At 66.6% G+C, this 25,996-nt stretch carries 32 protein-coding genes and 2 tRNA genes; 17 read left to right on the top strand and 17 right to left on the bottom strand.

The genetic code is table 11. The annotated features are described in order from the left end of the window. The first annotated feature begins 97 nt into the window (after nt 1-97). Nucleotides 98-1,081, top strand: a complete 984-nt coding sequence (locus LT970_RS05990) for an aldo/keto reductase (RefSeq protein ID WP_232688559.1) — start codon at nt 98-100, stop codon at nt 1,079-1,081. A gap of 111 nt (nt 1,082-1,192) precedes the next feature. Continuing rightward, complete coding sequence (locus tag LT970_RS05985; protein WP_232688558.1) at nt 1,193-1,924, top strand: fumarylacetoacetate hydrolase family protein; 732 nt, start codon at nt 1,193-1,195, stop codon at nt 1,922-1,924. A 63-nt stretch (nt 1,925-1,987) separates the two neighbouring features. Here the strand turns inward: LT970_RS05985 and LT970_RS05980 are convergent, their stop codons facing one another. Continuing rightward, nucleotides 1,988-2,347, bottom strand: a complete 360-nt coding sequence (locus LT970_RS05980) for a hypothetical protein (RefSeq protein WP_232688557.1) — start codon at nt 2,345-2,347, stop codon at nt 1,988-1,990. Between the two features lie 150 nt (nt 2,348-2,497). On the opposite strand from LT970_RS05980, the gene hisC reads away from it, so the two are divergent. The 6 genes from hisC to LT970_RS05950 all read left to right on the top strand — a co-directional run bounded on the left by hisC (nt 2,498) and on the right by LT970_RS05950 (nt 6,840). Next, nucleotides 2,498-3,586 carry a histidinol-phosphate transaminase gene (gene hisC / locus LT970_RS05975; protein ID WP_232688556.1) on the top strand — a complete coding sequence of 363 codons (1,089 nt, stop codon included), beginning with the start codon at nt 2,498-2,500 and terminating at the stop codon, nt 3,584-3,586. Beyond that, complete coding sequence (locus LT970_RS05970; protein WP_232688555.1) at nt 3,583-4,089, top strand: adenylate kinase family protein; 507 nt, start codon at nt 3,583-3,585, stop codon at nt 4,087-4,089. The genes hisC and LT970_RS05970 overlap by 4 nt, the downstream gene beginning before the upstream one ends. 22 nt (nt 4,090-4,111) lie before the next feature. Then, the gene (locus LT970_RS05965) at nt 4,112-4,711 is read left to right on the top strand and encodes a CDP-alcohol phosphatidyltransferase family protein (protein ID WP_232688554.1); all 600 of its coding nucleotides are present in this window, start codon (nt 4,112-4,114) and stop codon (nt 4,709-4,711) included. A 101-nt stretch (nt 4,712-4,812) separates the two neighbouring features. Next, on the top strand, nt 4,813-5,343 hold the full coding sequence (locus tag LT970_RS05960; protein ID WP_232688553.1) for a multiprotein bridging factor aMBF1: 531 nt from the start codon (nt 4,813-4,815) through the stop codon (nt 5,341-5,343). A 68-nt stretch (nt 5,344-5,411) separates the two neighbouring features. Next, nucleotides 5,412-6,059 carry a triose-phosphate isomerase gene (gene tpiA, locus LT970_RS05955; RefSeq protein ID WP_232688552.1) on the top strand — a complete coding sequence of 216 codons (648 nt, stop codon included), beginning with the start codon at nt 5,412-5,414 and terminating at the stop codon, nt 6,057-6,059. Between the two features lie 91 nt (nt 6,060-6,150). After that, entirely contained in the window at nt 6,151-6,840 is a 690-nt protein-coding gene (locus LT970_RS05950; RefSeq protein ID WP_232688551.1) for a Bax inhibitor-1/YccA family protein, read from the top strand. A 45-nt stretch (nt 6,841-6,885) separates the two neighbouring features. On the opposite strand, the gene LT970_RS05945 is transcribed toward LT970_RS05950, so the two are convergent. Beyond that, nucleotides 6,886-7,155: a hypothetical protein gene (locus LT970_RS05945; RefSeq protein WP_232688550.1), complete on the bottom strand. Its 270-nt coding sequence runs from the start codon at nt 7,153-7,155 to the stop codon at nt 6,886-6,888. A 176-nt stretch (nt 7,156-7,331) separates the two neighbouring features. Here LT970_RS05945 and LT970_RS05940 point away from each other — a divergent pair, with 176 nt between their 5' ends. Both LT970_RS05940 and LT970_RS05935 read left to right on the top strand, forming a co-directional pair. Next, on the top strand, nt 7,332-7,748 hold the full coding sequence (locus LT970_RS05940; RefSeq protein ID WP_232688549.1) for a DUF7522 family protein: 417 nt from the start codon (nt 7,332-7,334) through the stop codon (nt 7,746-7,748). Continuing rightward, the gene (locus LT970_RS05935; RefSeq protein ID WP_232688548.1) at nt 7,741-8,337 is read left to right on the top strand and encodes a DUF7504 family protein; all 597 of its coding nucleotides are present in this window, start codon (nt 7,741-7,743) and stop codon (nt 8,335-8,337) included. Before LT970_RS05940 ends, LT970_RS05935 begins: the two co-directional genes overlap by 8 nt. Nucleotides 8,338-8,421: 84 nt before the next feature. Here the strand turns inward: LT970_RS05935 and dinB are convergent, their stop codons facing one another. The 3 genes from dinB to LT970_RS05920 form a co-directional block, all read right to left on the bottom strand. Then, nucleotides 8,422-9,684, bottom strand: a complete 1,263-nt coding sequence (dinB, locus tag LT970_RS05930) for a DNA polymerase IV (protein WP_232688547.1) — start codon at nt 9,682-9,684, stop codon at nt 8,422-8,424. A 77-nt stretch (nt 9,685-9,761) separates the two neighbouring features. Then, the gene (locus tag LT970_RS05925; RefSeq protein ID WP_232688546.1) at nt 9,762-10,526 is read right to left on the bottom strand and encodes a GTP cyclohydrolase III; all 765 of its coding nucleotides are present in this window, start codon (nt 10,524-10,526) and stop codon (nt 9,762-9,764) included. Nucleotides 10,527-10,643: 117 nt separating this feature from the next. After that, nucleotides 10,644-11,450, bottom strand: a complete 807-nt coding sequence (locus tag LT970_RS05920; RefSeq protein ID WP_232688545.1) for a formate/nitrite transporter family protein — start codon at nt 11,448-11,450, stop codon at nt 10,644-10,646. A gap of 258 nt (nt 11,451-11,708) precedes the next feature. Between LT970_RS05920 and LT970_RS05915 the strand changes: the two genes are divergently transcribed. After that, entirely contained in the window at nt 11,709-12,239 is a 531-nt protein-coding gene (locus LT970_RS05915; protein ID WP_232688544.1) for a hypothetical protein, read from the top strand. 33 nt (nt 12,240-12,272) lie between these two features. Here LT970_RS05915 and LT970_RS05910 read toward each other — a convergent pair whose 3' ends face one another. Continuing rightward, nucleotides 12,273-12,587, bottom strand: a complete 315-nt coding sequence (locus LT970_RS05910; RefSeq protein ID WP_232688543.1) for a hypothetical protein — start codon at nt 12,585-12,587, stop codon at nt 12,273-12,275. A 122-nt stretch (nt 12,588-12,709) separates the two neighbouring features. After that, nucleotides 12,710-12,886: transfer RNA gene (locus LT970_RS05905), tRNA-Trp, on the bottom strand. A 166-nt stretch (nt 12,887-13,052) separates the two neighbouring features. Between LT970_RS05905 and LT970_RS05900 the strand changes: the two genes are divergently transcribed. Beyond that, nucleotides 13,053-13,352, top strand: a complete 300-nt coding sequence (locus tag LT970_RS05900) for a hypothetical protein (protein WP_232688542.1) — start codon at nt 13,053-13,055, stop codon at nt 13,350-13,352. Nucleotides 13,353-13,406: 54 nt separating this feature from the next. Here the strand turns inward: LT970_RS05900 and LT970_RS05895 are convergent, their stop codons facing one another. The 3 genes from LT970_RS05895 to LT970_RS05885 all read right to left on the bottom strand — a co-directional run bounded on the left by LT970_RS05895 (nt 13,407) and on the right by LT970_RS05885 (nt 14,792). Further along, nucleotides 13,407-13,631 carry a DUF5795 family protein gene (locus tag LT970_RS05895; RefSeq protein ID WP_232688541.1) on the bottom strand — a complete coding sequence of 75 codons (225 nt, stop codon included), beginning with the start codon at nt 13,629-13,631 and terminating at the stop codon, nt 13,407-13,409. 69 nt (nt 13,632-13,700) lie between these two features. After that, the gene (locus LT970_RS05890) at nt 13,701-14,594 is read right to left on the bottom strand and encodes a DUF5794 domain-containing protein (RefSeq protein WP_232688540.1); all 894 of its coding nucleotides are present in this window, start codon (nt 14,592-14,594) and stop codon (nt 13,701-13,703) included. Between the two features lie 3 nt (nt 14,595-14,597). Continuing rightward, the gene (locus tag LT970_RS05885; RefSeq protein ID WP_232688539.1) at nt 14,598-14,792 is read right to left on the bottom strand and encodes a hypothetical protein; all 195 of its coding nucleotides are present in this window, start codon (nt 14,790-14,792) and stop codon (nt 14,598-14,600) included. Nucleotides 14,793-15,101: 309 nt separating this feature from the next. On the opposite strand from LT970_RS05885, the gene guaB reads away from it, so the two are divergent. Both guaB and LT970_RS05875 read left to right on the top strand, forming a co-directional pair. Beyond that, nucleotides 15,102-16,598 (top strand): IMP dehydrogenase, encoded by a 1,497-nt coding sequence (gene guaB, locus LT970_RS05880; RefSeq protein ID WP_232688538.1) that lies wholly within the window; start codon nt 15,102-15,104, stop codon nt 16,596-16,598. Between the two features lie 49 nt (nt 16,599-16,647). Then, on the top strand, nt 16,648-16,824 hold the full coding sequence (locus LT970_RS05875; RefSeq protein WP_232688537.1) for a hypothetical protein: 177 nt from the start codon (nt 16,648-16,650) through the stop codon (nt 16,822-16,824). Nucleotides 16,825-17,204: 380 nt separating this feature from the next. Here LT970_RS05875 and LT970_RS05870 read toward each other — a convergent pair. After that, a tRNA-Lys gene (locus tag LT970_RS05870) sits at nt 17,205-17,278 on the bottom strand. A 71-nt stretch (nt 17,279-17,349) separates the two neighbouring features. On the opposite strand from LT970_RS05870, the gene LT970_RS05865 reads away from it, so the two are divergent. The 3 genes from LT970_RS05865 to LT970_RS05855 are packed head-to-tail and all read left to right on the top strand — an operon-like array spanning nt 17,350 to nt 20,356. Further along, nucleotides 17,350-18,279: an SDR family NAD(P)-dependent oxidoreductase gene (locus tag LT970_RS05865; protein ID WP_432419607.1), complete on the top strand. Its 930-nt coding sequence runs from the start codon at nt 17,350-17,352 to the stop codon at nt 18,277-18,279. 48 nt (nt 18,280-18,327) lie between these two features. Then, nucleotides 18,328-19,779, top strand: coding sequence for a DHH family phosphoesterase (locus LT970_RS05860; protein ID WP_232688535.1), 1,452 nt, complete (start codon nt 18,328-18,330; stop codon nt 19,777-19,779). 43 nt (nt 19,780-19,822) lie between these two features. Beyond that, nucleotides 19,823-20,356, top strand: coding sequence for a protein-tyrosine phosphatase family protein (locus LT970_RS05855; RefSeq protein ID WP_232688534.1), 534 nt, complete (start codon nt 19,823-19,825; stop codon nt 20,354-20,356). On the opposite strand, the gene LT970_RS05850 is transcribed toward LT970_RS05855, so the two are convergent. The 6 genes from LT970_RS05850 to LT970_RS05825 form a co-directional block, all read right to left on the bottom strand. Beyond that, nucleotides 20,353-20,643, bottom strand: a complete 291-nt coding sequence (locus LT970_RS05850) for a PRC-barrel domain-containing protein (protein WP_232688533.1) — start codon at nt 20,641-20,643, stop codon at nt 20,353-20,355. The two genes, LT970_RS05855 and LT970_RS05850, sit on opposite strands and share 4 nt — an antisense overlap. A 79-nt stretch (nt 20,644-20,722) precedes the next feature. Next, the gene (locus tag LT970_RS05845; RefSeq protein WP_232688532.1) at nt 20,723-21,856 is read right to left on the bottom strand and encodes a pyridoxal phosphate-dependent aminotransferase; all 1,134 of its coding nucleotides are present in this window, start codon (nt 21,854-21,856) and stop codon (nt 20,723-20,725) included. A gap of 69 nt (nt 21,857-21,925) precedes the next feature. Then, complete coding sequence (locus tag LT970_RS05840) at nt 21,926-22,288, bottom strand: 2Fe-2S iron-sulfur cluster-binding protein (protein WP_232688531.1); 363 nt, start codon at nt 22,286-22,288, stop codon at nt 21,926-21,928. A gap of 196 nt (nt 22,289-22,484) precedes the next feature. Then, nucleotides 22,485-23,111 (bottom strand): DNA protection during starvation protein, encoded by a 627-nt coding sequence (dps, locus tag LT970_RS05835; protein WP_232688530.1) that lies wholly within the window; start codon nt 23,109-23,111, stop codon nt 22,485-22,487. Between the two features lie 279 nt (nt 23,112-23,390). Next, entirely contained in the window at nt 23,391-24,371 is a 981-nt protein-coding gene (locus tag LT970_RS05830; RefSeq protein ID WP_232688529.1) for a DUF7544 domain-containing protein, read from the bottom strand. Between the two features lie 66 nt (nt 24,372-24,437). Then, entirely contained in the window at nt 24,438-25,853 is a 1,416-nt protein-coding gene (locus LT970_RS05825; RefSeq protein WP_349292243.1) for a S8 family peptidase, read from the bottom strand. Between the last annotated feature and the right edge of the window lie 143 nt (nt 25,854-25,996).

Raw genomic sequence — 25,996 nt, 5'->3', positions numbered from 1 at the left:
AACTGCCACACTGGACGCGTCCTGGGACCACGTGGCGGAACCGGCCGTGCTCGCGGGATTCCCACACGGTTACGTGGCGGGCGTTCGAGTCCTCGGTATGGATTCGAGACCGCTGGGTTCGACCGGATTCGACGTGAGTGAAGTCGGCCTCGGGACGTGGGAGATCGGCGCGGAGTGGGGCGACGTCCCCGAGGACGTCGGCCGGGACGCCGTACGCGCCGCACTCGACGCGGGCGTGACGTTCCTCGACACTGCGGACGTCTACGGCGACGGGCGCAGCGAGCGCCTGATTCAGGATGTTCTCGAAGAACGCACTGACGACCCCATCGTCGCGACGAAGGCGGGGCGGCGCCTCGACCCGCACGACGCCGAGCGCTACACGCACGAGAACATCGAGCGGTTCGTCGACCGCTCGCGGGAGAACCTCGGCGTGGACTCCCTGGACCTCCTGCAACTGCACTGCCCGCCGACGGACGCGTACTACCAGCCCGAAACATTCGACGCGCTCGCCGACCTCCGGAGCGCCGGCAAACTCGACCACTACGGCGTCAGCGTCGAACGCGTCGAGGAGGCGCTGAAGGCCATCGAGTACCCGGGCGTGGAGACGGTCCAGCTCATCTTCAACCCGTTCCGCCAGCGTCCCGCCGAACGATTCCTCGACGCGGCCGCGCGCGAGAACGTCGGCGTCATCGTTCGCGTACCGCTCGCCTCGGGCCTCCTCACGGGCGCCATCGACGCGGACGCCTCGTTCCCGGAGAACGACCACCGGAACTTCAACCGCGACGGCGACGCCTTCGACGTCGGCGAGACGTTCGCGGGCGTCCCCCTCGAAGCCGGCGCCGCGGCCGCAGACGCGCTCAGCGAGCACGTTCCCGAGCGCCTCACGATGGCGCAGTTCGCGCTCCGCTGGATCCTCGACTTCGACGCCGTCTCGACGGTGATTCCGGGCTCGACGAACCCCGAACACATCCGCAGCAACGTCGCCGCGGCGGACGCAGACCCGCTGAGCCACGAGGCCCACGGCGCCGCGCGTGACGTGTACGAACAGCACGTCGCCCAGCACGTCCACCACCGCTGGTAGCGCGCCGCTGATCAGCGCGCCACCGAAGTGCGCCGCTGGAGGCGCGTTCTCCGTCCACGGGGGCCGCGCTCGTTCCAAATTCTTACGCCGGTGCCGCGGGAACCCGAACGCATGCACGAGATGCGATTCCGCGACCCAGCGGGCGCGGTGCGGCGCGGCGAGTACAAGGACGGCGCCGTCTCCTTCGGCGGACAGACCCACGACGTGGGCGAGGTGGACGTCCTCCCGCCGTGTGAACCGAGCAAAATCGTCTGCGTTGGGCGGAACTACGCCGCGCACGCCGACGAGCGCGGAGAGGACGTGCCCGACCGCCCACTGCTCTTCCTGAAACCGCCGAACACGCTGGCGGGCCACCGGGACACCGTGACGCCGCCCGCGGGCAAGGACCGAATCGAGCACGAGGCGGAGCTCGCCGTCGTCGTAGACGAGCAGTGCCGGAACGTCGACGAAGGAGACGCGATGCACGTCGTCAGGGGGTTCACGTGCGCGAACGACGTGTCCAACCGCGACGACCAGGACCGCGAGCAGAACTGGGTGCGCGGGAAGGCCTTCGACGGCGCGTGCCCGCTCGGCCCGGTGCTCGCCACGCCCGAGGAGGTGCCCGAGGACGCCAGCGTCGAACTCCGCGTGAACGGAGAGACGCGCCAGTCCTCCGCTATCGATCGCTTCATCTTCTCCATCCCGGAACTGGTCGCGGAGATAACGCAGTACCTCACGCTGGAACCCGGCGACGTGATTCTGACCGGGACGCCGTCGGGCGTCGGCCCGCTTGCCGATGGCGACCGCGTCGAAGTCGAGGTGGAGGGCGTCGGCACGCTCGAACACGGCGTCGACCGGGCCTGACCCGCGTCTGTCGAGACTCGCTGGCGGCGCGTGCGTGGCGGTTCGGCGTCTGGGTTAGCCCTCTCAGACGCCCGGGACGCCGACGGCTTCGAGTGAGATGTCGAAGAGGATGCCGACGATGTACAGCACGACGATGGTCGCGACCCACGCGATGAGCGCGATGCCAAAGGCCGCCAGCCAGTCGCCGGGGTAGCGCCAGTTGATGACCGCGACGTACGCCAGCAGCGCGAGCAGCGGGCCGAGCAGGGGAATCCATCCGAAGAAGAGCGCGACGACGAACCAGACCAGCGCGCCGACGAGCGCGGTGACGATGGCGTACCCGTAGTCGTCTGAGTCCACGACGACGCGCGCGCCGACGTAGATGCCGAACGCGCCGACGAGCAGGCTGACGACGAACGCCACGAGCGAGTCGATGAGTGCCATGGGGTGCGGTTCGCCGCCGCCGGCCTTTACAATGGACCGCTTAGCGAGTCGTCTCGGCGGCTAAGCACCGGCTACTAGGCGTCGTCACGCCGAGGCGGCGACTGTGCCCGTGAAGGCACGCTTAAGGCCCGCCCCCCACTTCCTCCGGACATGGAACTACGGGACCTCTCCGACCACGTCGAGTACCGGGCGGGTCGGGGCATCGAGGAGGTCGCGCGCGACCTCGGCCGGGACCCCGGGGAGTTCGTGAAACTCTCCTCGAACGAGAATCCGTTCGGGCCGAGTCCGGCGGCCGCCGACGCCATCCGGGACGCCGCCGCGGACGTCCACCGCTACCCGAAGGCCGTCCACGCCGACCTCACGGCGAAGATCGCCGAGCGCTGGGGCGTCACCGAGGCGCAGGTGTGGCTGGCGAACGGCGGCGACGGCGCGCTCGACTACCTCGCTCGTGCTACGCTCGACCCCGGCGACGCGGTGCTCGTGCCGACGCCCGGGTTCACGTACTACGGGATGAGCGCGCGCTTCCACCACGGCGCCGTCAACGAGTACGACGTCGCGCCACCCGCAGACGACCCCGGCGACGGCTTCGCGCTCACCGCCGACCGAGTACTTTCAGCGTACGACGGCGAGCGCGTCGTCTACCTCACGAGTCCGCACAACCCCTCCGGCGCGCGGTTCGCACTCGAGGACGTGCAGCGAGTCGCCGACGAGACCGACGAGAACACGCTCGTCGTCGTCGACGAGGCGTACGGCGAGTTCAGCGACGCGCCATCGGCCGTCGGCCTGCTCGACGACCGCGACGACGTCGCCGTTCTCCGCACGTTCTCGAAGGTGTACGGGCTCGCGGGCGTCCGCCTCGGCTACGCGCTCGTGCCAGACGAGTGGGCCGACGCGTACGCTCGCGTGAACACGCCGTTCGCTGCGAGCGCCGTCGCGTGCGAGGCCGGCATCGCCGCGATGGACGATGACGACCACGTCGAGCGCACCGTCGAGACGGTCGAGTGGTCACGCCAGTACCTCCGTGAGGAACTCGACGCGCCGACGTACGAGAGCCACGCGAACTTCGTGCTCGCGCGCGTCGGCGACGCGTCAGCCGTCGCGGAGGCCGCCCAGCGCGAGGGCGTCATCGTGCGCGACTGCTCGAGTTTCGGGCTGCCGGCCTGCGTCCGCGTCACCTGCGGCACGCGCGAGGAGACCGAGCGCGCCGTCGACGTGCTGAACGAGGTGCTCGCGGAGTGAGAGTCACCGTCACCGGAACGCCCGGCACGGGCAAAACGACCGCGACCGAGCGCGTCGAGACGGACCTCGACGTCGTCCATCTGAACCAGTTGATCGAGGACGAACGCCTCTACACGGAGGTCGACGAAGAACGGGACAGCAAGGTCGCGGACCTCGAAGCCATCCGGGAGCGCCTCGACGGCCAGGACGACATTCTGGTGGAGTCCCATCTCGCGCACCTCCTCGACGTCGACCGCGTAGTCGTCCTGCGCTGTGCGCCCGCCGACCTCGAAGCCAGACTCACCGAGCGCGGTGAACCCGAACGGAAGGCGGGCGAGAACGCGGAGAGTGAGGCACTCGACGTGATTCTCGGGGAAGCCGTGCAGGTCCACGGCGAGTCGGCCGTCTACGAGATAGACACCACGGACCGCGACCCCGACGCGGTCGCTGCGGACATCGAGGCCGCCATCGCGGGCGACCGCGACTCCTCGGCAGGCGACGTCGACTTCACGGACTACCTATGACGGACGCCACAATCAGTCACCGATGACTCTCGACAGACTCCGCCCGGTCGCCACGCGCCTGCTCCGGCCGTGGGTCCGGGGCGCGCGCGGCCTCGGCGCGACCCCGAACACCGTCAGTGTGGTTGCGTTCGCGCTCGCGCTCGCCGCAGCGGGCGCGTTCTACGTAGCCACGCCGCTCGCGTACGGCGTCGGCGCGCTCTGCGTGTTCCTGAACGGGTGGCTCGACCTCCTCGACGGCGCGCTGGCGCGGGAACTCGGCACCGACTCGGAGGCCGGCGACCTGCTCGACCACGTCCTCGATCGGTACGCAGACGTCGTCGTGGTCGCCGGCCTCGCCGCCGGCATCGGGCGCTACGACCTCGGTCTCGCCGCCGTCACCGGCGTCCTGCTCACGTCGTACCTCGGCACGCAGGCCCAGGCGGTCGGCCTCGACCGCGTCTACGGCGGCCTGCTCGGGCGCGCCGACCGCCTCGCGCTCGTCGGCATCACCGCCGCCGCCGCGGCGGTGACCCCCACCATCTCCGGGGTGTCCCTGGTCGCGCTCCTGCTCGGCCTGTTCGCCGTCGTCGGCCACCTCACTGCCCTCCAGCGGTTCGTCTCCGCGTGGCGGCAACTCGGCTGACCGAGGACCTGGTCACCGGCCGATCGCTGGCTCGGTCCCGGATTCCACACGCAGTTGGCTCGCGGCGTGCGATTTATACACGCGCCCGGCCAATCCCGGGTATGGTCCAGTGCGAGATGTGTGGTGCGGAGACGTCCAGTCCCAAGACCGTGAAGGTGGAGGGAGCGGAGTTAGACGTCTGTGGCGACTGTACCGACTTCGGTACGGAAGTCGAGACGGGCAGCTCCGAGAGCACCACGAGCACGAAGTACTCTACGTCCTCGAGTTCGTCCTCGTCTTCGTCGGCGTCGTCCTCGAGTGGCGGGGGCGACAACCGACGCCGCCGGGACATGTTCGACCAGATGGACGAACTGGCGGGCGACTACGACGACCGCGTCCGGAACGCCCGCGAGGCCGAGGGTCTCAGTCAGGAGGAACTCGCCGAGGAACTCCACGAGAAGGCCAGCGTCATCCGGAAACTCGAGCGCGGCGACAGCCTCCCGAGCGACGACGTCCGCGGGAAACTCGAGAACCGGCTGGGCATCTCCCTCACGGAGTCCGGCGACACGAGCGACGAGGAGTGGTCGAGCAGCAGCGACAGCGCGGGCCTCACGCTCGGCGACAAGGTCCGACGGAAGGGCGACGGCAGCTAGAACCTCAGTCCATCTCGTCGGTCGACCGAGCTAGGAAGTTTTTTCGACCGGGCGCCCGGCGTTCCGGTGTGTTCGTACTCGTCAACCTGAAGGCCTACCCCTGTGACCCCGTCGCGGTCTCCCAAGCGGCCCGCGACGTCGCCGAGGAGTCCGGCGTCGACGTCGCCGTCGCGCCCCAGGCCACAGACCTGGCTCGCGTGGCCGACACCGGCGTCACGACGTTCGCACAGCACGTCAGTCCCGTCTCCCACGGCAGCCACACGGGCAGCACGCTCGCGGAGGCCGCCGCGGACAACGGCGCGACCGGAACGCTCCTCAACCACTCGGAGCAACGCATGAAACTTGCCGACATCGACGACAGCCTCGGCGCCGCCGACCGCGCCGACTTCGACACCGTCGTCTGCGCGAACAACCCCGACCAGATCGCCGCCGCCGCGGCGCTCGGCCCGGACGCCGTCGCCGTCGAACCCCCGGAACTCATCGGCTCCGGTACTCCCGTCTCACAGGCCGACCCCGACATTGTCGAGGACGCCGTCGCCGCCGCCGAGGCCGTCGATCCGACTGTGGACGTCTACTGCGGTGCGGGCATCAGCACGGGCGAGGACCTCGTTGCGGCGCGGGAGCTCGGCGCCAGCGGCGTGCTCCTGGCGAGTGGCGTCGCGAAGGCCGACGACCCGCGTGCGGCGCTCGAGAACCTCGTCGCGCCGCTGGCCTGATTCGCTTTCGGGGACTTCCCAGACCCAGCCTGTTCGTTCCCGGCGCTCTCCAACCACGGCCTTCTTGTGTCGCCCCTCCACACGTCGCTCCATGAGCGGTACCTTCGGCCACAGTTCCGAGCGGTCGTTCGGCGTCGACAGCGAGCACGGTCGGGTCACGTTCTTCCAGCGCGTCCTCCCGGTGTTCGCGATGATGTTGCTGGTGTCCGGAGCGGTCACCGCGTGGACCATCCGCCTCGGGTACACCAGCCTCGTCGCGGACCTCGGCCTCCTCGGATTTCTGGGACTGCTCGCCGTACAGGTCGGCGTCTTCTATGGGGCACAGGCGTTCCGGGAGCACTACCCCGCGAACGTCGTGTTCGCCGTTACCTTCGCGGCCTTCGAGGGCGTGTTCATCGCGCCCATCATCCAGACGTACCTCTCTGCGGGGATGGGCTACCTCGTCGCCCAGGCGCTCGTCATCACGTCGGTCGTGTTCGTCGGGTTCGCCGCCATCCCGCTCGTCACTGGGAAGGACTTCTCGTACCTCGGTGGCGCGCTCATCGCCGCCGTCTTCGGCATCATCGCGCTCTCTGTGCTCTCGTACTTCGTCGGCTTCCCCGGATGGGTCGCCGTCGCTCTGGACGTCGTGAGCATCGTCGTCTTCTCGCTGTTCATCCTCTACGACATGAGCAAGATACTAAAAGGCGACTTCGGCGCGGTCGCCGGGGCTATCAGCCTCTACATCGACTTCGTGGTGATCTTCCTCAGTCTGCTACAACTGCTCGGCATGCAGGAGTGACAGCTGTTCGAGATACCGGTGTGACGCAGATGGGACTCGGTTCGCTTACTCGATGACGTAGTGGTCGGCGTCCTGTTCGGTCAGTACGGACTCTTCTCGCATCTTCACGATGTAGCCCGTCGGCTGGCGCTGCAGTTCGTGGGCCGCTCGCGTGCGCACGAGATTCCCGACGATCTGCGCGGACGGCGGCTTCTGGGCGGCCCCGCAGTCGTAGATGGTGAGGAATTGCCCGCCGTCCTCGGCGTCGTAGACGACGACGTGGGCGTGCTGGGGGAGGTGCCACGAATCCTCGCCCGCGCTCGGGAGTTTGTTCACGTCCGTCGGTAGGTGGGTAGCGACAAAACGCTGCCGTTGTCCGCCACGCGGCCGCTGCATCGACGTTTCAGTGAGTTGTTGAACGAGGCGTACGATAGCAGCCGTCGCGAGTTCCGCGTCGACAGCGACCAGCACCAGCCGGTAGTACTTTTTGTGTCGTTTGTCAACGTCGCCTCGTGACCACCGACACTCAGCGCGGCAAACTGAGCCGGTTCGACTGCGAGGCCATCGACGAGGCCATCGTGGACGTCGTCGGCGACGACTTGCGTACGATCGTCGAGTACGACGAACACGACTTCAACGTGTTGCGCATTCGCGACGACGTCGTGGAACAACTCGGCGGTGAGGAGGCATTCTCGGACCTCGCGGACTTGCTTCATTCGGATTACCGACTGGACTTCACCCAGCAGGAACTGTACGAGGAGATGTACGGAAACCTCGGCGTAGTGCGAGCGTTCGTCGTTCTGATGGACCACGCGACCATCGTCCGATTTGTCGGCGAGGAGACTGGGGTGTACGTATCGCTAGAAGCGGGAACGCCGATCCAACCAGTGATGGACGCCATGAAGGGAGTGGTCGAATCCGATGAGTGATTCGACATCGGAACTGGTCGACGATCTGGAGGACGCCACGAACATTCTCGTGATGGAACGCCATTCGGACGAGGCGTCCCACGACGTCCACGAGACGCTGTTGTCAACGATGACGGAGGGCCGAAACGACGTACTAGTCGTTACGTTCTCCTCCCCGGACTCGTGGCTGAACGCGTGGGCGGAACACGTCAGCCATGACGACTCGAATCTGGGGCTAATCTGGTTGACGGAGACGGAGGGACGAGAAGGGACGCACGGACAGGCACAGGTTCGCAGCGTAGACCCACGCGACCTGACCGGGGTGGGGATGGCGATCCAGGACTTCTTCGACGCGGTGCCGTCGAACTCGACGGCTGCGACGGTCTGTTTCGACTCCCTGACCGAAATCCTGGCGTACACGTCGGTATCGACGCTGTTCCGATTCGTACGAGTGCTCACCCAGCAGATGAACAAGGCGGACGCGGTGGCCCACTACCACATCGACCCGGTTGCCCACGACCAGCAGTCACTCGCACGCCTGACGCCGCCGTTCGACGCTCGAATCGAATGCGGCGAAGATACGCCCGTCTCCGTGACGACGCGCTACTGAACGGTCGCGTCCTCCAGGTTTCGGTGGGTAGAACTGGCGAAGGACGCTATCAGTCTCGCCCGATGGATAGCGACGAGAAGCCGACTATTCGAACTCTCCGAGCGAGGACTGCCCATCGTGATTCCGGGTTCGTGTTCGCGCGGAGTCGCGTCGCGTGTCTGTGTCCGCCTCGGCACCGCGTTGCTGGCGGCTGTGGCCTCCGTCAGCACCGCTCCCCTCGAAGCCATCGAGACTCGACTGTTCGCGCTCGGAGAAATCCAGATTCGAGACGCGGACACCGACCTTCCGCACGCGCTCGTCCTCGAATTCCGCGAGCAGGTCCATGGAAATCTCCTCCACCAGGTCGGGTTCGTCGACCGGGCCGGGGAGCGACTGTGCGCGCGTGTTCACGTCGTAGGGCGGCGTCACGACCTTCACGCCGATGGTTCGATAGAACGCGTCCTTCCGCGTGGCGCGGTCAGCCACCGCCTCGGCGAGCGTCCGCGCCTGCTCGCGAACGCGCTCGAAGTCGCCGGTCGGGCCGTCGAAGGAGGACTCCCGGGAGAGGCTCTTGGGCTTCCCGGTGGGTTCGACGGCGCGGTTGTCCTTCCCCCTTGCGCGCCGGTGGAGGTCGCGACCGCGCTCCCCGAAGCGCTCCACGAGGTCGTAGGGGTCCGCGTCCGCGAGGTCGCCCGCCGTCTCGATGCCCATCTCGCGGAGTTCGCAAGCGCGGACGGGACCGACGCCGTGGACGTCCGCGATGTCGATGGGCGCGAGGAACTCCCGGACGTCGTCCGGCGGCACGACCACCAGACCCTCGGGTTTGTCGTGGTCGCTCGCGAGTTTCGCGGTGCTCATGTCCGGCGCGACGCCGACGCTCGCCGGGACGCCGACCTCGCGCTCGATGCGCTGGCGGACGTGCCGCGCGAAGCCCTCGGCGACCGACCAATCGGTGCGCTCGGTGACGTCGAGGTACGCCTCGTCGATGCTCACCTCGCGGACGGTGTCCCCGAGTTCGTGGAGGATGTCCTTGACGTCCGCCGCGACGGACTGGTAGAAGTCCATGTCTACGGGCCGATAGCGGCCCGCGTCGGGGTCGTCCGGGTTCTCGGCCTTCCGCGGGAGGTTCTCCAGCGCGGAGCCGATGGCTTGCGCGCTCTCGACGCCGTACTCACGGGCCTCGTAGCTCGCGGTGGCGACCGCGCCGACCGTCTCGCCCGCCTCGTACCCCATCCCGACGACCAGCGGTTCGCCCTCGAGGTCGGGTTCGCGCAGTCGCTCGCAGGACGCGTAGAAGCAGTCCATGTCGACGTGCAGGACGATGCGCTCCTCGGGGTCCGGTTCACCGAGGAACTGGTCGCCGGCCATACAGAGTGGTGAGCGACGCGGCCCAAAAAACAGTCGGCACGCGGCCGACGACGTCCGGCGTCGGTGTGCTGACGTCGTCAGTGCGCGAGCGTCTCGACGTACGTGCCGTCCTCGCGGGCGTCCTCCAGAGCGTGCTTGGCAGCCATTCCCGCGTCGTGGGCGGACGCGCCGTGCCCGACACCCACCCGGAGGTCGACGCCGGCGTCCTCGAGGACGTGCTCGATGGCCTCCTGATACTCCGCGTCCGAGAGCGACGGACAGACCGCGATGATGTTGTCCCCGCCCACGAAGAAGGACAGCGAGTCGTGGGCGTCGTGCATGTGCTTCATCAGCGATGCATAGCCCTGCTCGATGTTGATGAACGACGAGTACGCGTCGAGTTCGTCGGTGTACGTTTCTGTGGCGTCGACGACGTCGAAGTGCGCTATCTGGACGTCGTCGTCCGTGCGCTCGCTCTCCTCGAGTGGCTGGCCGAGCAGCGCCTCTGTCCGAGTGGCGTCCTGAGCGCTCCCCTGTTCCTGGAGTGCGGCGGTCGCGTCCACGAGCGCGTTCGCGGGCGACGGTCCGGCGCCGATGGAGAGGCTGACCGTTACCGGATACCGATTCCGGATGGACTCCTGGATGCGCGCGTGGTCCTCCAGGTCGAGTCCGTTCGTCACCGCGAGCATGTTGTCGAAGCGCGTGAAGAAGACGTAGCCGTCCCGCATCCCGAACGCCTGCGAGAGGTCGGCGTACAGACGGGACTGCATCGTCTGGAGGTCGACCTCGCGGCGCGGTTCCGGCGTCACCGTCCACGGCCCGTAGTTGTCGAGTTGCACGAGCGTCACCTGCGTGTTCGTCACGGTTAGTCGGCAGTCCGCACGCTGACGGTATATCGGTTTTGGATTGCGTCCCAATTATGAACTGTTGGTCGGACTCGGTCGATGAACTGCTGGCCGGTCCCGGTCTGGGTTACGGAGTCAATCACTCGACTCGTTGGCGCCCTTCGCCTGCGCAACGTGGGTGAGCGTGACGAGACCAAGCCCCCCGACGAAGTTGCCGGCCGTAACGATTCCGATCATCTCCGCGAGTGCCACGAAGCCGATGTTCGCACCGAAGAGGATGCCGAAGAAGACGTGCAAGGCGGTGACCACGACGTGTGAGAACGGCCCGAGGGCGAGCAGGAATCCAACGACGTAGGCCATGACGAGACGGCTCCCCGAACTCTCCACGGCGGCGAGGAGGAACGACAGTAGACTCACGAGTGCACCGCCCGCGATGGCGTCCGCGAACCAGGCCCAGGCGCTCTTGTGCGTCGTCTCCTCGGCGAACGTGACCAGCGACTCGGCTGTCCCGGGCGGCAGCACACCCTCGACGGAGAAGACGAGCGCGAAGAGACCGCCGCCGACGAAATTGAAGACAAACGTGACGGCCCACAACCTGACGAGTTTCCACAGCACCTGCGACCGCGAGCGGTCAGTAGAGCCCGACCCGTCGATGGCTGCCGCAGTCGGGTCCGAGAAGTTCTCGTTGAACAGTTCCGTCCGACCCGCGATCAGGAACATGAGACCGATACCGAACGCGAGCGAACCTGCGATTCGGGAGACGTCGCCGAACCGGGGGTGGACTATCGCCTCGACGATGCCGAGTGCGACGACCCCGAAGACGATCGTGAACCCCGCGATGAAACTGGTCGAAACGAGTTCGAGCAGCGACTGGTCGAGACGGCGCTGGCCTTCGTCGACCGCTCGGTCGAATATCTCGGCGGGTGTCGGACCTCTAGCCATGTGTATCCTGTCAACGAGCGAAGTGAAAAGTGCGGAGGGTGGTCGAATCAGGACTCGGTGATCACCAGTCGGTGGTCGTGTCGTCCTTCGAGAGCATCAGGGGTTCGAGGCACTCCAGGATTCGACCCTGAACTGCCTCGAACTTCGAACCGAGAACGCCCAAGCCTGACTACCCCTCTCTCCACCGTCGTCGAGATAACGGCGTTCTGCAACCAACCCGGCAAATACGCTTTTCTGGATTCCGAGGGAACTACGCCCATGGGGGATTCGTTCGCTCGCCGGGACGTGCTACGGGCCACCGGATTTGTCGCGCTGTCCACGCTCGGAGGATGTGCAGGGAGCAACAGTCAGGCCACACCCGGGCACGTCTACGTCGAGAACACGACCAGGGAAGAACAGGAAGTCGCGGTGATGGTCGGCCCGCGGACGAACGGCACGGTCGACTGGGAGGTCGAGGCGTGGTACCGGGTTCCCGCCAGAACCGCACTCCAGTTCCTCAACGCTCTCGAACCGGGCACCACACACCTGGTCCGCTCCGCGCTCCGGAACACGCCCTCCGAGGGCGCCGAATCCGTGATCAGCGAACCCTGTCCATCCGACCAGGCCACCCAGGACCGTCTCGTCATCGTGCGACTCGACCCCGAGGAACTCGGCATCATCACCTGGGGCTGCCGGGACACGTACACTCGACAGGATCTCGAGTACGTCGACGCCCCAGAGTACCTCATCGGCGCGCTCGAACAACCGCTCACACCGACCGACACGACCGAAACAACGGAAGCCGAATAACCGGAACGCACCGCGGTGCTCGCGCCGACCCCGTCAGAGGTCGGTCTGCACGTCCACGATGGTTTTCGCGGTCTCGAAGATGTCGTCCGCGCCCAGGAACTCCTCGACGGAGTCGAACTCCACCGCCTCGGTCGGAATCTCGAGGGACAACTCCTCGTCGTCCACGCCGCCGGTGATTCGCGCGAGCGACTGCGTCCCGCCGGCCTGCACGTGAACGACGGCGTTCACCGTGTCGCCGTCCACCTGTACGTGCTGGAGCTCCAGCGGCCCGTCCATCCCGCCGTCCGCGTAGTGAATCACCGCGGGGACCGCGTCCATCCCAACCAGTTTCGCGCCGAGCGTCGCCATATACATTAGCGGACGCGCCACCGGAAAAACGACTCGGCTACCGAAGACAGTGTCCCACGCTCCAGTCTGCGCTACACCCTGTTCGGAACGAGAGACCACTGTATCCTCAGTCGGTAGAGAAGTGGGGCCGGAGGGATTTGAACCCCCGATCGACTGATATCTCCGGTGCGCCTCGGAACTCCAGAGGGTCGTCGTCGCGAACCGATGATCAGTCGGTCGCTCGGTATACCAGTCTGGAATGTCGTCCCGGGCGCGTGACCTCTGGAGTCAGTCGCCATGCCTGGCTTGGCCACAGCCCCGTGCATCGATTCGTATGACGATTTCGCCTAAGAGCGTTTCGATTCTCGGAAACGCGAGTGGGTTCGTCCGAAGCGAGTGGTGGTCGGTGCCGAAGGCGTCCCTCCACTCACACACTGTGCCGCCACCCCAAAGTCGACAGGTCATGCCAACGAAGCCAGCGTCGTGATGATTGCACGGATGTGGCGCGGGTGGACGACCCACGAGAACGCCGACGACTACGAGGCGTTCGTTTCGTCCGAGCCGTTCCCGGACCCCGAGGAGAAGCCGGCGTTCGAGGGGTTCCGGGTGTTACGGCGCGAGCACGAGGACGAGGTGGAGTTCGTGACTATCGCGTACTTCTCGGACTGGGAGGCCGTCGAGGCGTTCGCTGGCGAGGAGTACCGGTCCGCGCACGTGCCAGCGCGAGCGAGAGACCTACTCAGTCGGTTCGAGGACGAGGCGACACACTACGAGGTGCGGGCGTGAGCCACGTTACGGGTGTGAATTACGCAGCAGGCGTGAATTACGCTGCAGCGTGCGTCACTCCTCGCGCTCGCTCCAGTCGCAGTCCTGGCACTTGTAGCCAGTGACGAACTCGGTGACGGAGGGCATGTAGCCGACGCGGAGCACGTCACCGCCGCAGTCCGGGCACTCGCGGTCGGCGTCCTCGATTGGTTCGGCGTCCATCACGGACTCACCCTCGACGAGTTCGGCGAGGCGTTTGGGCGTCACCATTCGCCCCTGCACGACTCGATTCTCGGCCATAGAGGCGGGAGGGTCGCCCGACGCTAAAGAGTTCCGTCAGAGCGAAAGCGGTCGTCGGCGCGGGCCTGCTCAGAGCCAGGGCGCGCGCTCTTCCGTGCTGTCCTCGCTGGGGTAGCCGTACGTCGACGGATCCTCGCTCTCGGCGTCGTTGCCACCGTCCGTCGACACCGCTGGCGCGTCGGTCGACACCGTCGGCGTGTCCCCCGGCGTGTCGCTCGACGCGTCGGCGGGCGCGTTCTCGCCGTCCGGGTCGAACGCGAGCAGCGCCGCGATGGCGAACACGCCGAGAGGCGCGTTCGACGGCACGACGTGGAAGATCGAGAGCGCGAGCGTGCCGAGGGCGACCGCGCTCCCGAAGCGGAAGCGGTCGATGTCGACGATGCGGCGGAGGTACGGCTGGAGCGCGACGACCGCGAGCGCGAACGCGACTGCGATTCCCGCGGCGGCCGCAGCCCGGAGCATCAATCCGACGTCGTGTGCCACGACGAACGCGATCTGGTTCGGTTGGAGGCTCGCGACGAACCCGAGGCCGATGATGATTCCGGGCGAGGGGAGGTACTCGCCGATGGTCGAACTCGCGGTCTTCGCGGCGATGGCGAGGATGACCAGTCCGGCGAAGCGCTCGAACGTCGGGATGTCGACGACGGTCCGAATTGTCGGGGCGAGCGCGGCTTCCGTCGCAGCGATGACGATCAGCGGGATGCCGACGGCGAGCACGCTCGTCGCTTGCTCCCGCGGGTTCTGGTCCATCTCTGCGAGGATGACGGCGAGCGTCGCGCTCCCACCGAAGACGAGCAGTCCGACCTGCGCGATGCCGACGGGCGTCTCGAGTGCGCCCGCGAGCACGAGCGCTGCGAAGATGCCGTCGACCAGCGGGAGCAACATGACCGTCGCGAGGAGGCGCGTCGCGCCCCCCACCTGTTGCTCCAGACGGAGTGCGATTGGGTGCCGTGAGCTACTCATAGACTACGGACTCAACCCGTAACTGGGCGACGTGTAGCCAGGCAGGCGATACGCGGACCGCGTGTCCGGTACGACGTGCCCGAGTCGCTCCATCAGTTTTCCTCGAAGCCCGAAGAGACCGCAAAATGTGGCGAGTGCGCCGGAGGCGTTGCTGTAGTTGCCGGCGATACGCACCGATTCGGGACTGATGGAGTCCATACGACTAATCATTCGGGTAAATTCCATAAAGATTGCGTGACACGCGCCCACATATGGTGTGGGACTCGTGCCCTTCTTTAAGTGGGTGCTTTCTGACCAACGAGTAATCCGATGGATGTCGAAGGATGCTCGTTTTCGGACCCTCATTTCTGACGTTCATCCGTTCTGTCGACGCTCTGTCGTCGTTCGTTCGGCACTGCTTCCTCCCAACAGACCACGAGTGTGCATCGAGATAGCGTACGTATTCCCGTTCCACACACGTTCGACCAACCTCGCAACGTTTTTGCCTGCCGCGCCGCGACGGTTTACATGGCGAACGAACATCCGGACGGTCAGTTCTCGCAGAAACTCCGCGTCCCCGAAGCGCTCACGTTCGACGACGTACTGCTCCGACCGAGAGAGAGCCGCGTCGAACCCGACGACGCCGACGTCAGCACGCAAGTGTCCACGAACGTCACCCTCAACGTCCCCGTGCTCTCGGCCGCGATGGACACAGTCACCGAAGCTGAACTCGCCGTCGCGATGGCCCGCGAGGGAGGGCTCGGCGTCCTCCACCGCAACATGGACGTCTCCGAGACCGGCGCGGCGATCGAGCAGGTGAAACGCGCTGACGAGCTCGTCATCCGCCGCGAGAACGTCGTGACGGCCACGCCCGACCAGACCGTCAGCGACGTGGACGCGATGATGGAGCGGGCGAGCGTCTCCGGCGCGCCCGTCGTCGACGAGGACGACAAGGTGCTCGGCATCATCTCGGGTACCGACATCCGGCCGTACCTCGAGGTCGGCGAGTCCGACACCGTTCGCGAGGCGATGACCGACGAGGTCATCACCGCACCCGAGGACATCGACGCGCGCGACGCCCTCGAGTTGATGTACGAGCACAAGATCGAGCGCGTCCCCATCGTGGACGACGACAACCACCTCGTCGGCCTCGTCACGATGCAGGGCATCCTCGCGCGCCGCGAACACGAGAACGCCGCGCGAGACGACGACGGCCGGCTCCGGGTCGGCGTCGCCGTCGGCCCGTTCGAGGCGGACCGCGCCACCGCTGCCGACGACGCGGACGCCGACGTGTTGTTCATCGACTGCGCGCACGCGCACAACCAGAACGTCATCGAGTCCGCCCGCGAGATCCAGGCGGCCGTCGATGCGGACGTCGTCGTCGGCAACGTCGGAACGCGCGAGGCCGCCCAGGAGGTCGTGGACTTCGCTGACGGCGTGAAGGTCGGTATCGGTCCGGGCTCCATCTGCACCACTCGCGTCGTCACGGGCGCAGGGATGCCCCAGATTACTGCCGTCTCGGAGGTCGCGGACGTCGCGGTCGAACACGACGTCCCCGTCATCGCGGACGGCGGCATCCGGTACTCCGGCGACGCCGCGAAGGCCATCGCCGCCGGCGCGGACGCCGTGATGCTCGGGTCGTACTTCGCTGGCACCGACGAAGCCCCGGGTCGCGTCATCACGATGAACGGCAAGCGCTACAAGCAGTACCGCGGCATGGGTTCGGTCGGCGCGATGCAGTCCGGCGGAGGCGACCGCTACCTCAAGGAAGAAGACGAAGACGAGGAGTTCGTTCCCGAGGGCGTCGAGGCCGCGACGCCGTACAAGGGCTCGCTCGCCTCGGAGCTCCACCAGCTCGTCGGCGGCATCCAGTCCGGCATGGGGTACGTCGGCGCGTCCACGCTCCCCGAGTTCAAGGAACGCGCGGAGTTCGTGCGCGTCTCCAGTGCGGGCCAGACCGAGGGCCACCCGCACGACGTGATGATCACGGACGAAGCGCCGAACTACAGCCCGCAGAACGAGTAGCCAACGACTCACCGTCGTTTTTTAGCGTACTCGGCCCGTCTGTCCGGTCGTGACCGACTGTACGTACTGCGGGAGCGACCTGACGCCCTACAACCCTGTGTTCGTCACCCGGGGTCGGGGCGAGAACGAATCTCGGGAGGGCGCGTTCTGCAACTACGGCTGTCTCTCGGCGTGGCTCGAGGAGACCGAGGCCGCCACCGGCGCGTGCTGCCGAATTGACGTGTAACGCCAGGAATAATATTGTGCTAGCCGGCGACCACGACCGAGTAGCGCGGTTGCAGTGCTGTGTTGCACTGCTACGGTACTCACCGCGAGCGAACGGAGTGAGCGAGCGGGCCGACGAGTGACTAACGCGAGCGAAGCGAGCGGCAGGAACGAGGAGCGCTTTTTAGCGTAGCTTTTTGCCAGCGAGCGGCCGCAGGCCGCGAGCGCAGCAAAAAGGTACAACGGGCCGGGCGTGATTTGAACCGAAATCAGACGTTCCTGCTCGGTCGCTTCGCTCACTCGCGGGCTGCGTCTGATAGGCTTCAAATCGCTTGCCCGCGACACGACCGCAAAACGACGCGAGCGACACGGCAGTCGCCCGCGGTCGTTGTAATAGAGTAGCGGGCCGGGCGCGATTTGAACACGCGACCGACGGATTAAGAGTCCGTCGCTCTGCCAAACTGAGCTACCGGCCCAACGCAACGAAAAGTTGCACGGGGGTACTAAAATACGTTCTGATTCGGAGAACGGGGCACGGCGCGGCTTTATGGCGGGGTGCTGTGAACGGGCGCACATGTCAGTCGAGCCCCCGACACTCGAGCGAGACGACGTCCAGATTGTCGACGACGACCGGTTCGTATCGGAGAGCGTGGCGCTCGTGACGGGTGCTGCGTCTGGAATCGGTCGAGCGACGGCCGTGGCGCTCGCGGTAAACGGTGTGACGGTCGCGGGCGTGGACGTAGACGAGGACGGACTGGTCGAGACGGCTGAGACGGCAGCGGACCTCGACGCAGACGGCGACGTGCGCGTCGTGGAAGCCGATCTGACCGACGACGAGGACGTGATAGCGGCCGTCGAGGCGGCGGCGGAATTCGGCGACCTGCGGTTCGTCGCAAACATCGCGGGACTCCAGCACGTCGCGCCGCTCTCGCAGTTCCCGATGGACGTCTACGACACGATGCAGGACGTGATGGTTCGCGCGCCCGTGCTCGTCTCGAAGCACGCGCTGCCGCACATTCGGGAGTCGGGGAGCGGCGCAATCGGGAACATGGCGTCCGTGCACGGCCACTACGTCACGTCGGACAAGGTTGCGTACAACGTCGCGAAGTTCGCGTTGCGCGGCCTCACGCAGTCAATTGCGGCAGAGGGTGACGTTCGGAAGACGACTTCGTCGTCTTCCGCAGCCCATCAGAACGCGGAGCGTTCTGAGGACGGCGACGTGCGTGGGTTCTCGGTTTCGACGGGATACGTGAAGACGCCGCTGGTCGTCGACCAGATCCCCGACACCGCCGCAGAGCGCGGAATCACCGAACAAGAGGTCGTCGAGGACGTGATGCTCGGGCAGGCGCGTGCGAGTGAACTGATGGAACCCGTGGATGTCGCGAACCTCTTCGTGCTCGGGTTCTCGGAACTCGGCAGTCATCTCAACGGCGGCGATCTGCGCTTCGACGACGGCATGACGCTGACGTACGACTGACCGCAGGTCGGGAGGATTAAGTAACGGCCGGCGGTATCTCGCGATATCATGAGCAGTCGGGCTACCATCTCCTCGATGTCTACGTACGCCATCCTTGGCTGCGGGAGCGTCGGCCACGCCGTCGCCGAGGAGTTGGTCGAGCGGGGGAAGGACGTACTCATCGTGGACCGCGACGAGGCCCGCGTCGAAGCGCTCCGCGACCAGGACCTGAACGCGCAGGTCGCGGACATCCGGGACGAGGAGGTCGCCGGACTCGTCGAGGACCGCGACGTCGTTCTGGTGATGGCCTCGGACGTCGAGGCCAACGAAGCCGCGGTCTCGAACATCCGGAAGCGCAACGACGAGCAGTTCCTCGTCGTGCGCGCTCGGGACCCGGTAACGAGCGACGAACTCACGGACCTGGGTGCCGACGTCGTCATCAATCCATCCTCGGTCATCTCGGACGCGGCCCTGCACGCCCTCGAGTCGGGGGAACTCGAGTACAAGGCACAGCAGCTATCGGACGTCATCGAGGGCACCGAGGAGCGGATGGCCATCGTCACGCACGACAACCCGGACCCGGACTCCATCGCTGCCGCGGCAGCGCTGCAGGCTATCGCGAACCACCTCGACGTGAGCGCGGACATCCTCTACTTCGGTGACATCGGCCACCAGGAGAATCGTGCGTTCGTGAACCTCCTGGAGATCGACCTCACCGCGTACGACTCGGTGGACATCGACGACTACGACACGGTCGCGCTCGTCGACCCGGCGAAGGCCGGCGAGGTCGACGTCGACCACGACATCGACATCTTCATCGACCACTACGACGCCGAGGTGGACGTCGACGCGGAGTTCGCGGACGTCCGCCCCAACGTCTCCGCAACCTCCACCATCCTCACGAAGTACATCCAGGAGTTCAACCTCTCCGTGAGCCAGGAGGTCGCGACCGCTCTCCTCTACGGCATCCGCGCGGAAACCCTGGATTTCCGCCGGGACACCACACCGGCGGACCTCACGGCGGCGGCGTACCTCTACCCGTTCGCGGACCACGACACCCTCGAACAGGTCGAATCACCGAACATGAGTCCGGAGACCCTGGACGTGCTCGCGGAGGCCATCACGAGCCGCGAGGTCCAGGGCAGCCACCTGGTCTCGAACGCGGGGTTCATCCGCGAGCGGGACGCGCTCGCGCAGGCCGCTTCTCAACTTCTGAACCTCGAAGGAATCACGACGACAGCGGTGTTCGGCATCGTGGACAACACCATCTATCTGGCGGCGCGCTCGAAGGACATCCGGCTGAATATCGGGCGCGTACTGGAGGACGCCTTCGAGGACATCGGTGAGTCCGCGGGCCACTCCACGCAGGCGAGCGCGGAGATCCCCTTGGGCATCTTCACGGGCATCGAGACCACGGAGGAGAACCGCGACACGCTGCTCTCGCTCACGGGCGAAGCGGTCACGCGGAAGCTGTTCGGCGCGATGGGTGTCGAGTCCGAGAGCGGAAGCAACGGGAGCTAACGAGACCCCCGCACGCCCGCGCCAGCCGACTCGGTCGCGGTCGATGAGTCGTGACTCGACCGAACCAGACCTGTTCGTTCGCCCGTTCGGATACGCCGCCGACCAGCCCGTCGTTCGGCGTCTCGGTGACCGAGACCTCTACCTCGGGAACGCCCACGCGGCGCGTCCAGACAACCGCGGCCAGTCGTTCGACCACGTGGTGTCACTGACGCGATCCGTGGAACTGGCGACGACCCACCACTGCCCGCTGACCGACGACGCGGAGAACGACTGGCGTGCCTTCGCGAACGCCGTCGACACGGCGCGACAGTTGTATCGACGCGACGGGTCGGTGCTGATTCACTGCAAGGCGGGCGTATCTCGCAGCAGCGCGGTCGCGGCGACCACAGTTGCCGTAGAAGAGGCACTCGCGTTCGTGAACGCGCTCTGCCTCGTGCAGGACGCGCGACCGCACGCGATTCCGCATCCGGCACTCCACGAACAGGGTGTTCTGTACGTGGCCGCCGAGTCGGGACCGTCGACGCGGCGACTGCTCGACGCAGAGAACCTGGCAGTACGAGACGGGCCGGAGAACTAGACCGCGGCCTCTTCCTCGGCGTTCGGCGTCTCGTAGCGCTCGACGACGTCGTTGATGAGGACGACGTCGCCGACCGCACGAACCCAGCGGTACGGGATGATGACGCCCTTGGTGCCGGTCGCGGCGTCCTGGAACAGTTGCGCGTTGAGTTCCGAGAGCGCGAGTCCGTTGACGACTTCGGCGTCCAGGTCGAGTCGAACGTCCTCGACTTCCCCCACGAAGACGCCGTTGTTCGAGTAGACCTCGCGGCCGACGAGCGAGGTGATTTCGTCTGCTTCGGAGTCCATGTCCCGTAGCAGGGAACGGGGGGCCTTAACGATTGTTGGCTCGCGTCGGACGGCCGCACGCCGCTGTGAGCGCACTGACCTACCGAAAGCTGTCCAGTACGACGCCGAGGGCGTCGAGCGCGGCAGTGCTCGACTCCGGGGTCCGGCCGAGGCTCACCCGCACGCGCTCGGGGTCGTCGAAGAAGCGGCCGGGGACGACGAGCACACCCTCGTCCCACGCGGCCGCCGCGAGTTCGTCGCCGTCCACGTTCTCGGGGTCGAGGAACGCGAACGTGCTTCCCTCCGGAACGAATCCATCGACGTCGTCGCGGGCGTCGAGAAACGCGTCGAGCGCCGCCGAGTTCTCGGCGGCCAGGTCCCGCGAGCGTTCCACGAGTGTGTCCTTGTTGTGGAGCGCCCGCATCCCGAGCGCGCGGCTGGTGCCTGCGAACCCGGGGATGTGGTGGGCGACCGAGCGCGCCCGCGAAACGAACTCCGCGTCGGCGACGAGCCAACCGACGCGCAGATCGCCGAGGCCGAAGAACTTCGTGAGCGAACTCGTGACGACGGTATTCTCGACGTCCGCGACGGTCGGCGCGCCGAACGCAGTCGACTCGCTTTCGTCGGGAGTCGAACCGTAGGGGGCGTACACCTCGTCGACGAGTAGTCGTGCGTCGCAGTCCGCGGCGACGTCGGCGAGCTCGAGGAGCGTGTCGCGGTCCGAGCGCACACCGCTGGGGTTGTGGCGGTTCGTGGCGGCGACGAGTCGCGTGTTCTCGACCGTCGCGTTCGCTGCGCGCTCGGGGTTCAACCGGTAGTCGTCCTCGCGCAGGAACCGGTCGACGTTCCCGCCGAGCGCGCGCGGCGTCTCCACGAGCGGTTCGTACGCCGGTTTCTCGACGAGTACGCGAGGGTCCCGCGTGTCCGCGTCGTCGTCATCCATCGACGGCCCTCCTTCCTCGAGTTCGGCGTCGAGCGCGGCGGCCGCCGCGACGAAGTTCGCGGTCGACGCGCCAGGGGTCAACAGCACCTGGTCGGGGTCGACGCCGTACTCCGCGGCGAGTTGCATCTCCAGGGACGCGCCGACTGGCGGGTCCTCGAGACCCACCAGCGGGTCCGGGACGGCCTCGGGTTCGTGGTCGCGGTCGCCGCGAAGGTCACTCGACCCGAGGTCGTGCATGGCGACCTCCGGGCGACCAGAGATCCACTCGAGGTACTCCAGACGCGGAAACATGTCACTGCGTACAGCGGGCGACGTGTTGAGGGTAGCGGTCTCGGGGCCATCCACCGGCAGAATCGTCTGTCAGCGCTTCGAGTTTCCCGGCGGCAGGTCGTGGTCGGCGCGGTGGTCGAGCATCTCCTCGTACTGGAAGGCACGGAGGTGACAGTCGGAGTCGGGTGTCGCGCGACACGGCAGGACGAAGTCGGCCGCCGCGTCGACGTCGTAGTATCGCCGGGCGTCCGAGTGGTCGAGGACTCCGTCGAGGCGCTTGGCCGCACACGTACAACACCACCCCTGCTGGCAGTCTGCTGGCAGCCACACGCCCGCTTCGCGGGCCGCCCAGAGGACGTACTCGTCCTCGTCGACCTCGACCGTCACGGTCTCGCCGGCCTGTTCGATGCCCGCGTCCGCGGGGATGTCCAGCGTGACGGTGTACGTGGTCACACTGGATGAGACGGCCGCGAGGAGGATAAGAGAGTCGCTCCCATCAGGGGTCCTCCATCTTTCTCGCACGGCTATCGGGGTCGACGCGACGGCGTCCGCGCTGTGTACTTCGAGGGACGCAGGGTACAGAGGGGAAAGCAGGGAGCTGCGCAGAGCGGAAATGGAGGAACTACGCAGAGCGAAAAACAGGGGGTGACTACGCGGACCGGTTGAACCGGTTGTTCGTCGAGAGGGGTGCGTCCCCGGGTTCGTCGCGGACGAAGTGGCCGGCGGGATTGACCTCGCCGTCGCGTTCCATCGAGAGGAGTTCGACGAACCACGCCTCGTGGTCGATCTCCTCCTGGAGGATCCGCTGGGCCATGTCGTACGTTCGGGGGTCGACGCCTTGAGTGAGATCACACATCTCCGCCCACGTGCGGATGGCACACCGCTCGGCTTCGAGGAGCACCTCGAGGATGTTCTCCGCGGTCGGGTCCTCAGGGAGGTATGGATGCGCGCAGGACGCGCGGTCCATGAAGTCGCTGAGTTCCCGTGGAATCATCCCGCCGAGTTCGTAGACGCGCGGCATCGCGAGTTCGAAGTGTGCGCGGTCCTCGAGGCGGGCGTCCTCCGCGATCTCCTTGTAGTCCTCGTGGCCCGCGAGGTGGGTTCGGAGGTTCGTGTAGTGGTAGTACGTGGAGAACTCCGCGCCGATGGCGTCGATGAGTTTCTCCCGGATCTCCTCGGGGTCACCACCGCGCTCGCTGATAATCTTCATCCCGACGCGCTCGGACGTGTCGCCAGGTTTCACGCTGCCTCGTTCGTGTTTCTTCTCGTCGCTCATGATTCTACCCAATACGTCACGGGGCTGTGACTTATCGTTTCGAGCAAGAAACGACGAGTTTCGATACCAGAAACTGCCGCTCCGAGTGCGATTCGAGAGCGTTCCGAAGTGCAGAGTTCGCTGCCATCTGCTGCCCACCGCTGCCCTCTGCTGCACTCGTCGCTTCTCGGGGGGCCAGTTCGTGGACTTCCTCGGCGAGTGGGCGGGTCCCGTCCTCGCGGGCTTTCGTCACGGTGTGGCGTTCGCGTTCCGGAGCGGAAAACCGACCGACTACCCGGACTACTCCGCGTCGGTCCCAACCTGGCGGAGGTCGAACTCGGCCGGGGACGACGCGAGCGTGCACAGCGAGTGATAGCGGAGGAACGTCATGATCGGGACGCTCACCGCGGCGAGCGCGACCAGCGCGACGACCGTGGCGGCCACGAGTGCGACGACGACGGGCGCGGCGACGTTCGGCACCGCCAGCGAACCCAGATAGCCGACGGCTCCGACGAGCAACACGAGCGGGACGGCCACGATGGCAACCGCGAGTCCGGTGACGAAGCCGGCACCGACGAGTAACACCACCTTCACGAGGACGTACACGCCGAACTGCTTCCACTCCGCGCGCAGCGTCGGCCACAGCCGCCGCCAGCCGGCGAACACGCCGTCGTCGTGTTCGTCCATCAGGGGAACGACGAACGCCGTCGTGAACTCGAGGGCGAGAGCGGCGAGCACGGCGACCACCACCAGCAGCGGGATGGTCACGACGAGTGCGAGCAGCCAGAGCGGGGTCGCCGTGACGGCCGCGAGCGCGGCGGGCACCGCGACCGTGGCGAACGCCACGAGGCCGACGACGCCGACCACAACACGGAAACCGAACAGCCGGACGCCGTTCCAGACCTGCGCCCGGAACGGACGCAGAATCCGCACGGCCCGCGAGCGAAGCACGCTCACGAGCACGAACTCCATCACCGCGCCGACGAGCAGAAACAGGACTCCGACGACGACCACAGCGGCGACGAACAGCAACACCGCGGCGACCAGCGCAGATTCTCCGGCCATCACGCCACCTGCTCCCGGGTCGAACGCTCCCGGGCCCGCCCCGTCGAAGTCGGTCGGCCCGAAACTCCAGTTCATCGACGGTACCTGGGGCGTACTCAGCCCCGCGAACAACGAGATGAACGCCAGTCGAACCCACACGCCGAGGTCGAAGGGCAACAGCATCGAGCGCGTCTCCGAGAGCGCTTCGTCGAGCGCGCGAACCGCGTACCAGCTCATGACTGTCAGTTCGTAGATGGATGCGATAAAACTGCGTGTGGGTTCTCGTCTCCCGCAGACGAGCGCCTACTCGGCAGCCGTCACGAGTCGCTCCAGGTCGAGGTGGCCGGCGCCGTGGTAGGTTTCGCCCTCCTCGGCGTCGCTCGCCGTCTCCTGGATGAGCGACTCCACCTCGTCGACGCTCGCGTCGGGACGAAGCGACCGCACGAGCGCAACCGCGCCGGCGACCTGCGGCGCGGCCATCGACGTGCCGGCCTTCCAGCCGTACCCCGCGACGGTGTCCCCGTTCTCGTCCGTCGTGTAGATGCTCGAGAACACGAGGTCGTTGTACCACGGTACGCCGGTACCGATGACGTCGAGATCGGCGTTGCCGCCCGCCGCGCTCACGTCGACGGCGTCGCCGTAGTTCGTGTAGAACGCCGGCTGGGTCGTCGGCTCCTCGAGGCGGTCCCCGGTGAGCCACTTCTCCTCGTTGTCGTCGTGGTTGCTCCCCCAGCCACAGCCGATAGGGCCGGTTGCGCTCACGCCGAAGGTTCCTTCGACCTCCGTCGGGAGGCTGATGGTCTCCTCCGGCGTCATGTTCGCGCCGGAGTTCCCCGCCGAGTTCACGAAGACCATCCCCTTCTCGCGGGCGTACGCGGTGAACCGCCTGTACGCCTCCCTGACGATGGGTACCCACGATTCGTCTGTGGGAGCGACACCGTAGCCGACGCTGAAGTTCGCCGCGTCACAGCCCTTGTCCGCGGCCGAGACGAGCGCCGCGATCACGTCCCCGAGGTACGCCCCTTCACCCTTGACGCCGGAGAAGATGCGGTGAGAGACGATCTCCGTCTCGGGTGCGGTGCCGAGGATGCCACCGTCCGGGCCGTCGTTGCTGTTCGTCCCCGCGATGATGCCCGCGACGTGCGTCCCGTGACTCCCGGCGCCGTTCGGTCGCCAGTCGTATCTGTCGGTCGTGAAGTTCTCGGACAACTCGTCGTTGACGACGTCCTCGAGGTCGGGGTGTGCGTCGTAGACGCCGCTGTCGACGACGGCGATGCGCGTCCCCGCTCCCTTCGTCGTGTCGTGAACCGTCTGTTCGTCGTCTGGCTTGTCCGTCAGGTCCCCCACGTCTTGGACGCGCTTGTCCCACTGCAGTTCGGTGTTCGACGCCGTTCCGTCGAAGTTGTGGTTGTTCGCCTTCGGGCCACCGTGTTCAATCGCCGGCCCGTTGTCGTCCTGGTGGGCGGTGACCTCGGGCATCGTCGACGCGGCCCCGGGTACGGAACTCGGGTCGCCGCGCGCTGCCAGCAGGTCGACCTCCGAGACGTCGTGGATAATCTCGACGTCGTTCGGAACATCGCTGCGGTCGACCGCTGTGAGGTCCACGAGGAACCGCTGGTTCTCGGCACTCGACGCGGCGCCCGTCCCGGCCCCCAGCGCCAGTCCGCTCATTGCAATACTTGCCCCCTTCAGAAACCGCCGTCTGCTGTGGTCTGTCATGACCTGTGGTACCCATTCTCCCACCATGTGAAATGCTTTCTGTTACGAACGTCGGAGGGAAGAACAACTCTATCATCTGCCGTATATGTTTTCTGATTGGTCGGTCTAGGGGCGGGCCACCGCGTTAGACTTTAGACGCGTGC

The organism is Halobacterium zhouii (genome assembly GCF_021249405.1).
GTDB classification, from domain to species: domain Archaea; phylum Halobacteriota; class Halobacteria; order Halobacteriales; family Halobacteriaceae; genus Halobacterium; species Halobacterium zhouii.
Note: the sequence above shows the minus strand (reverse complement) of the source record. Positions and strands in the feature narration are given on the sequence as shown.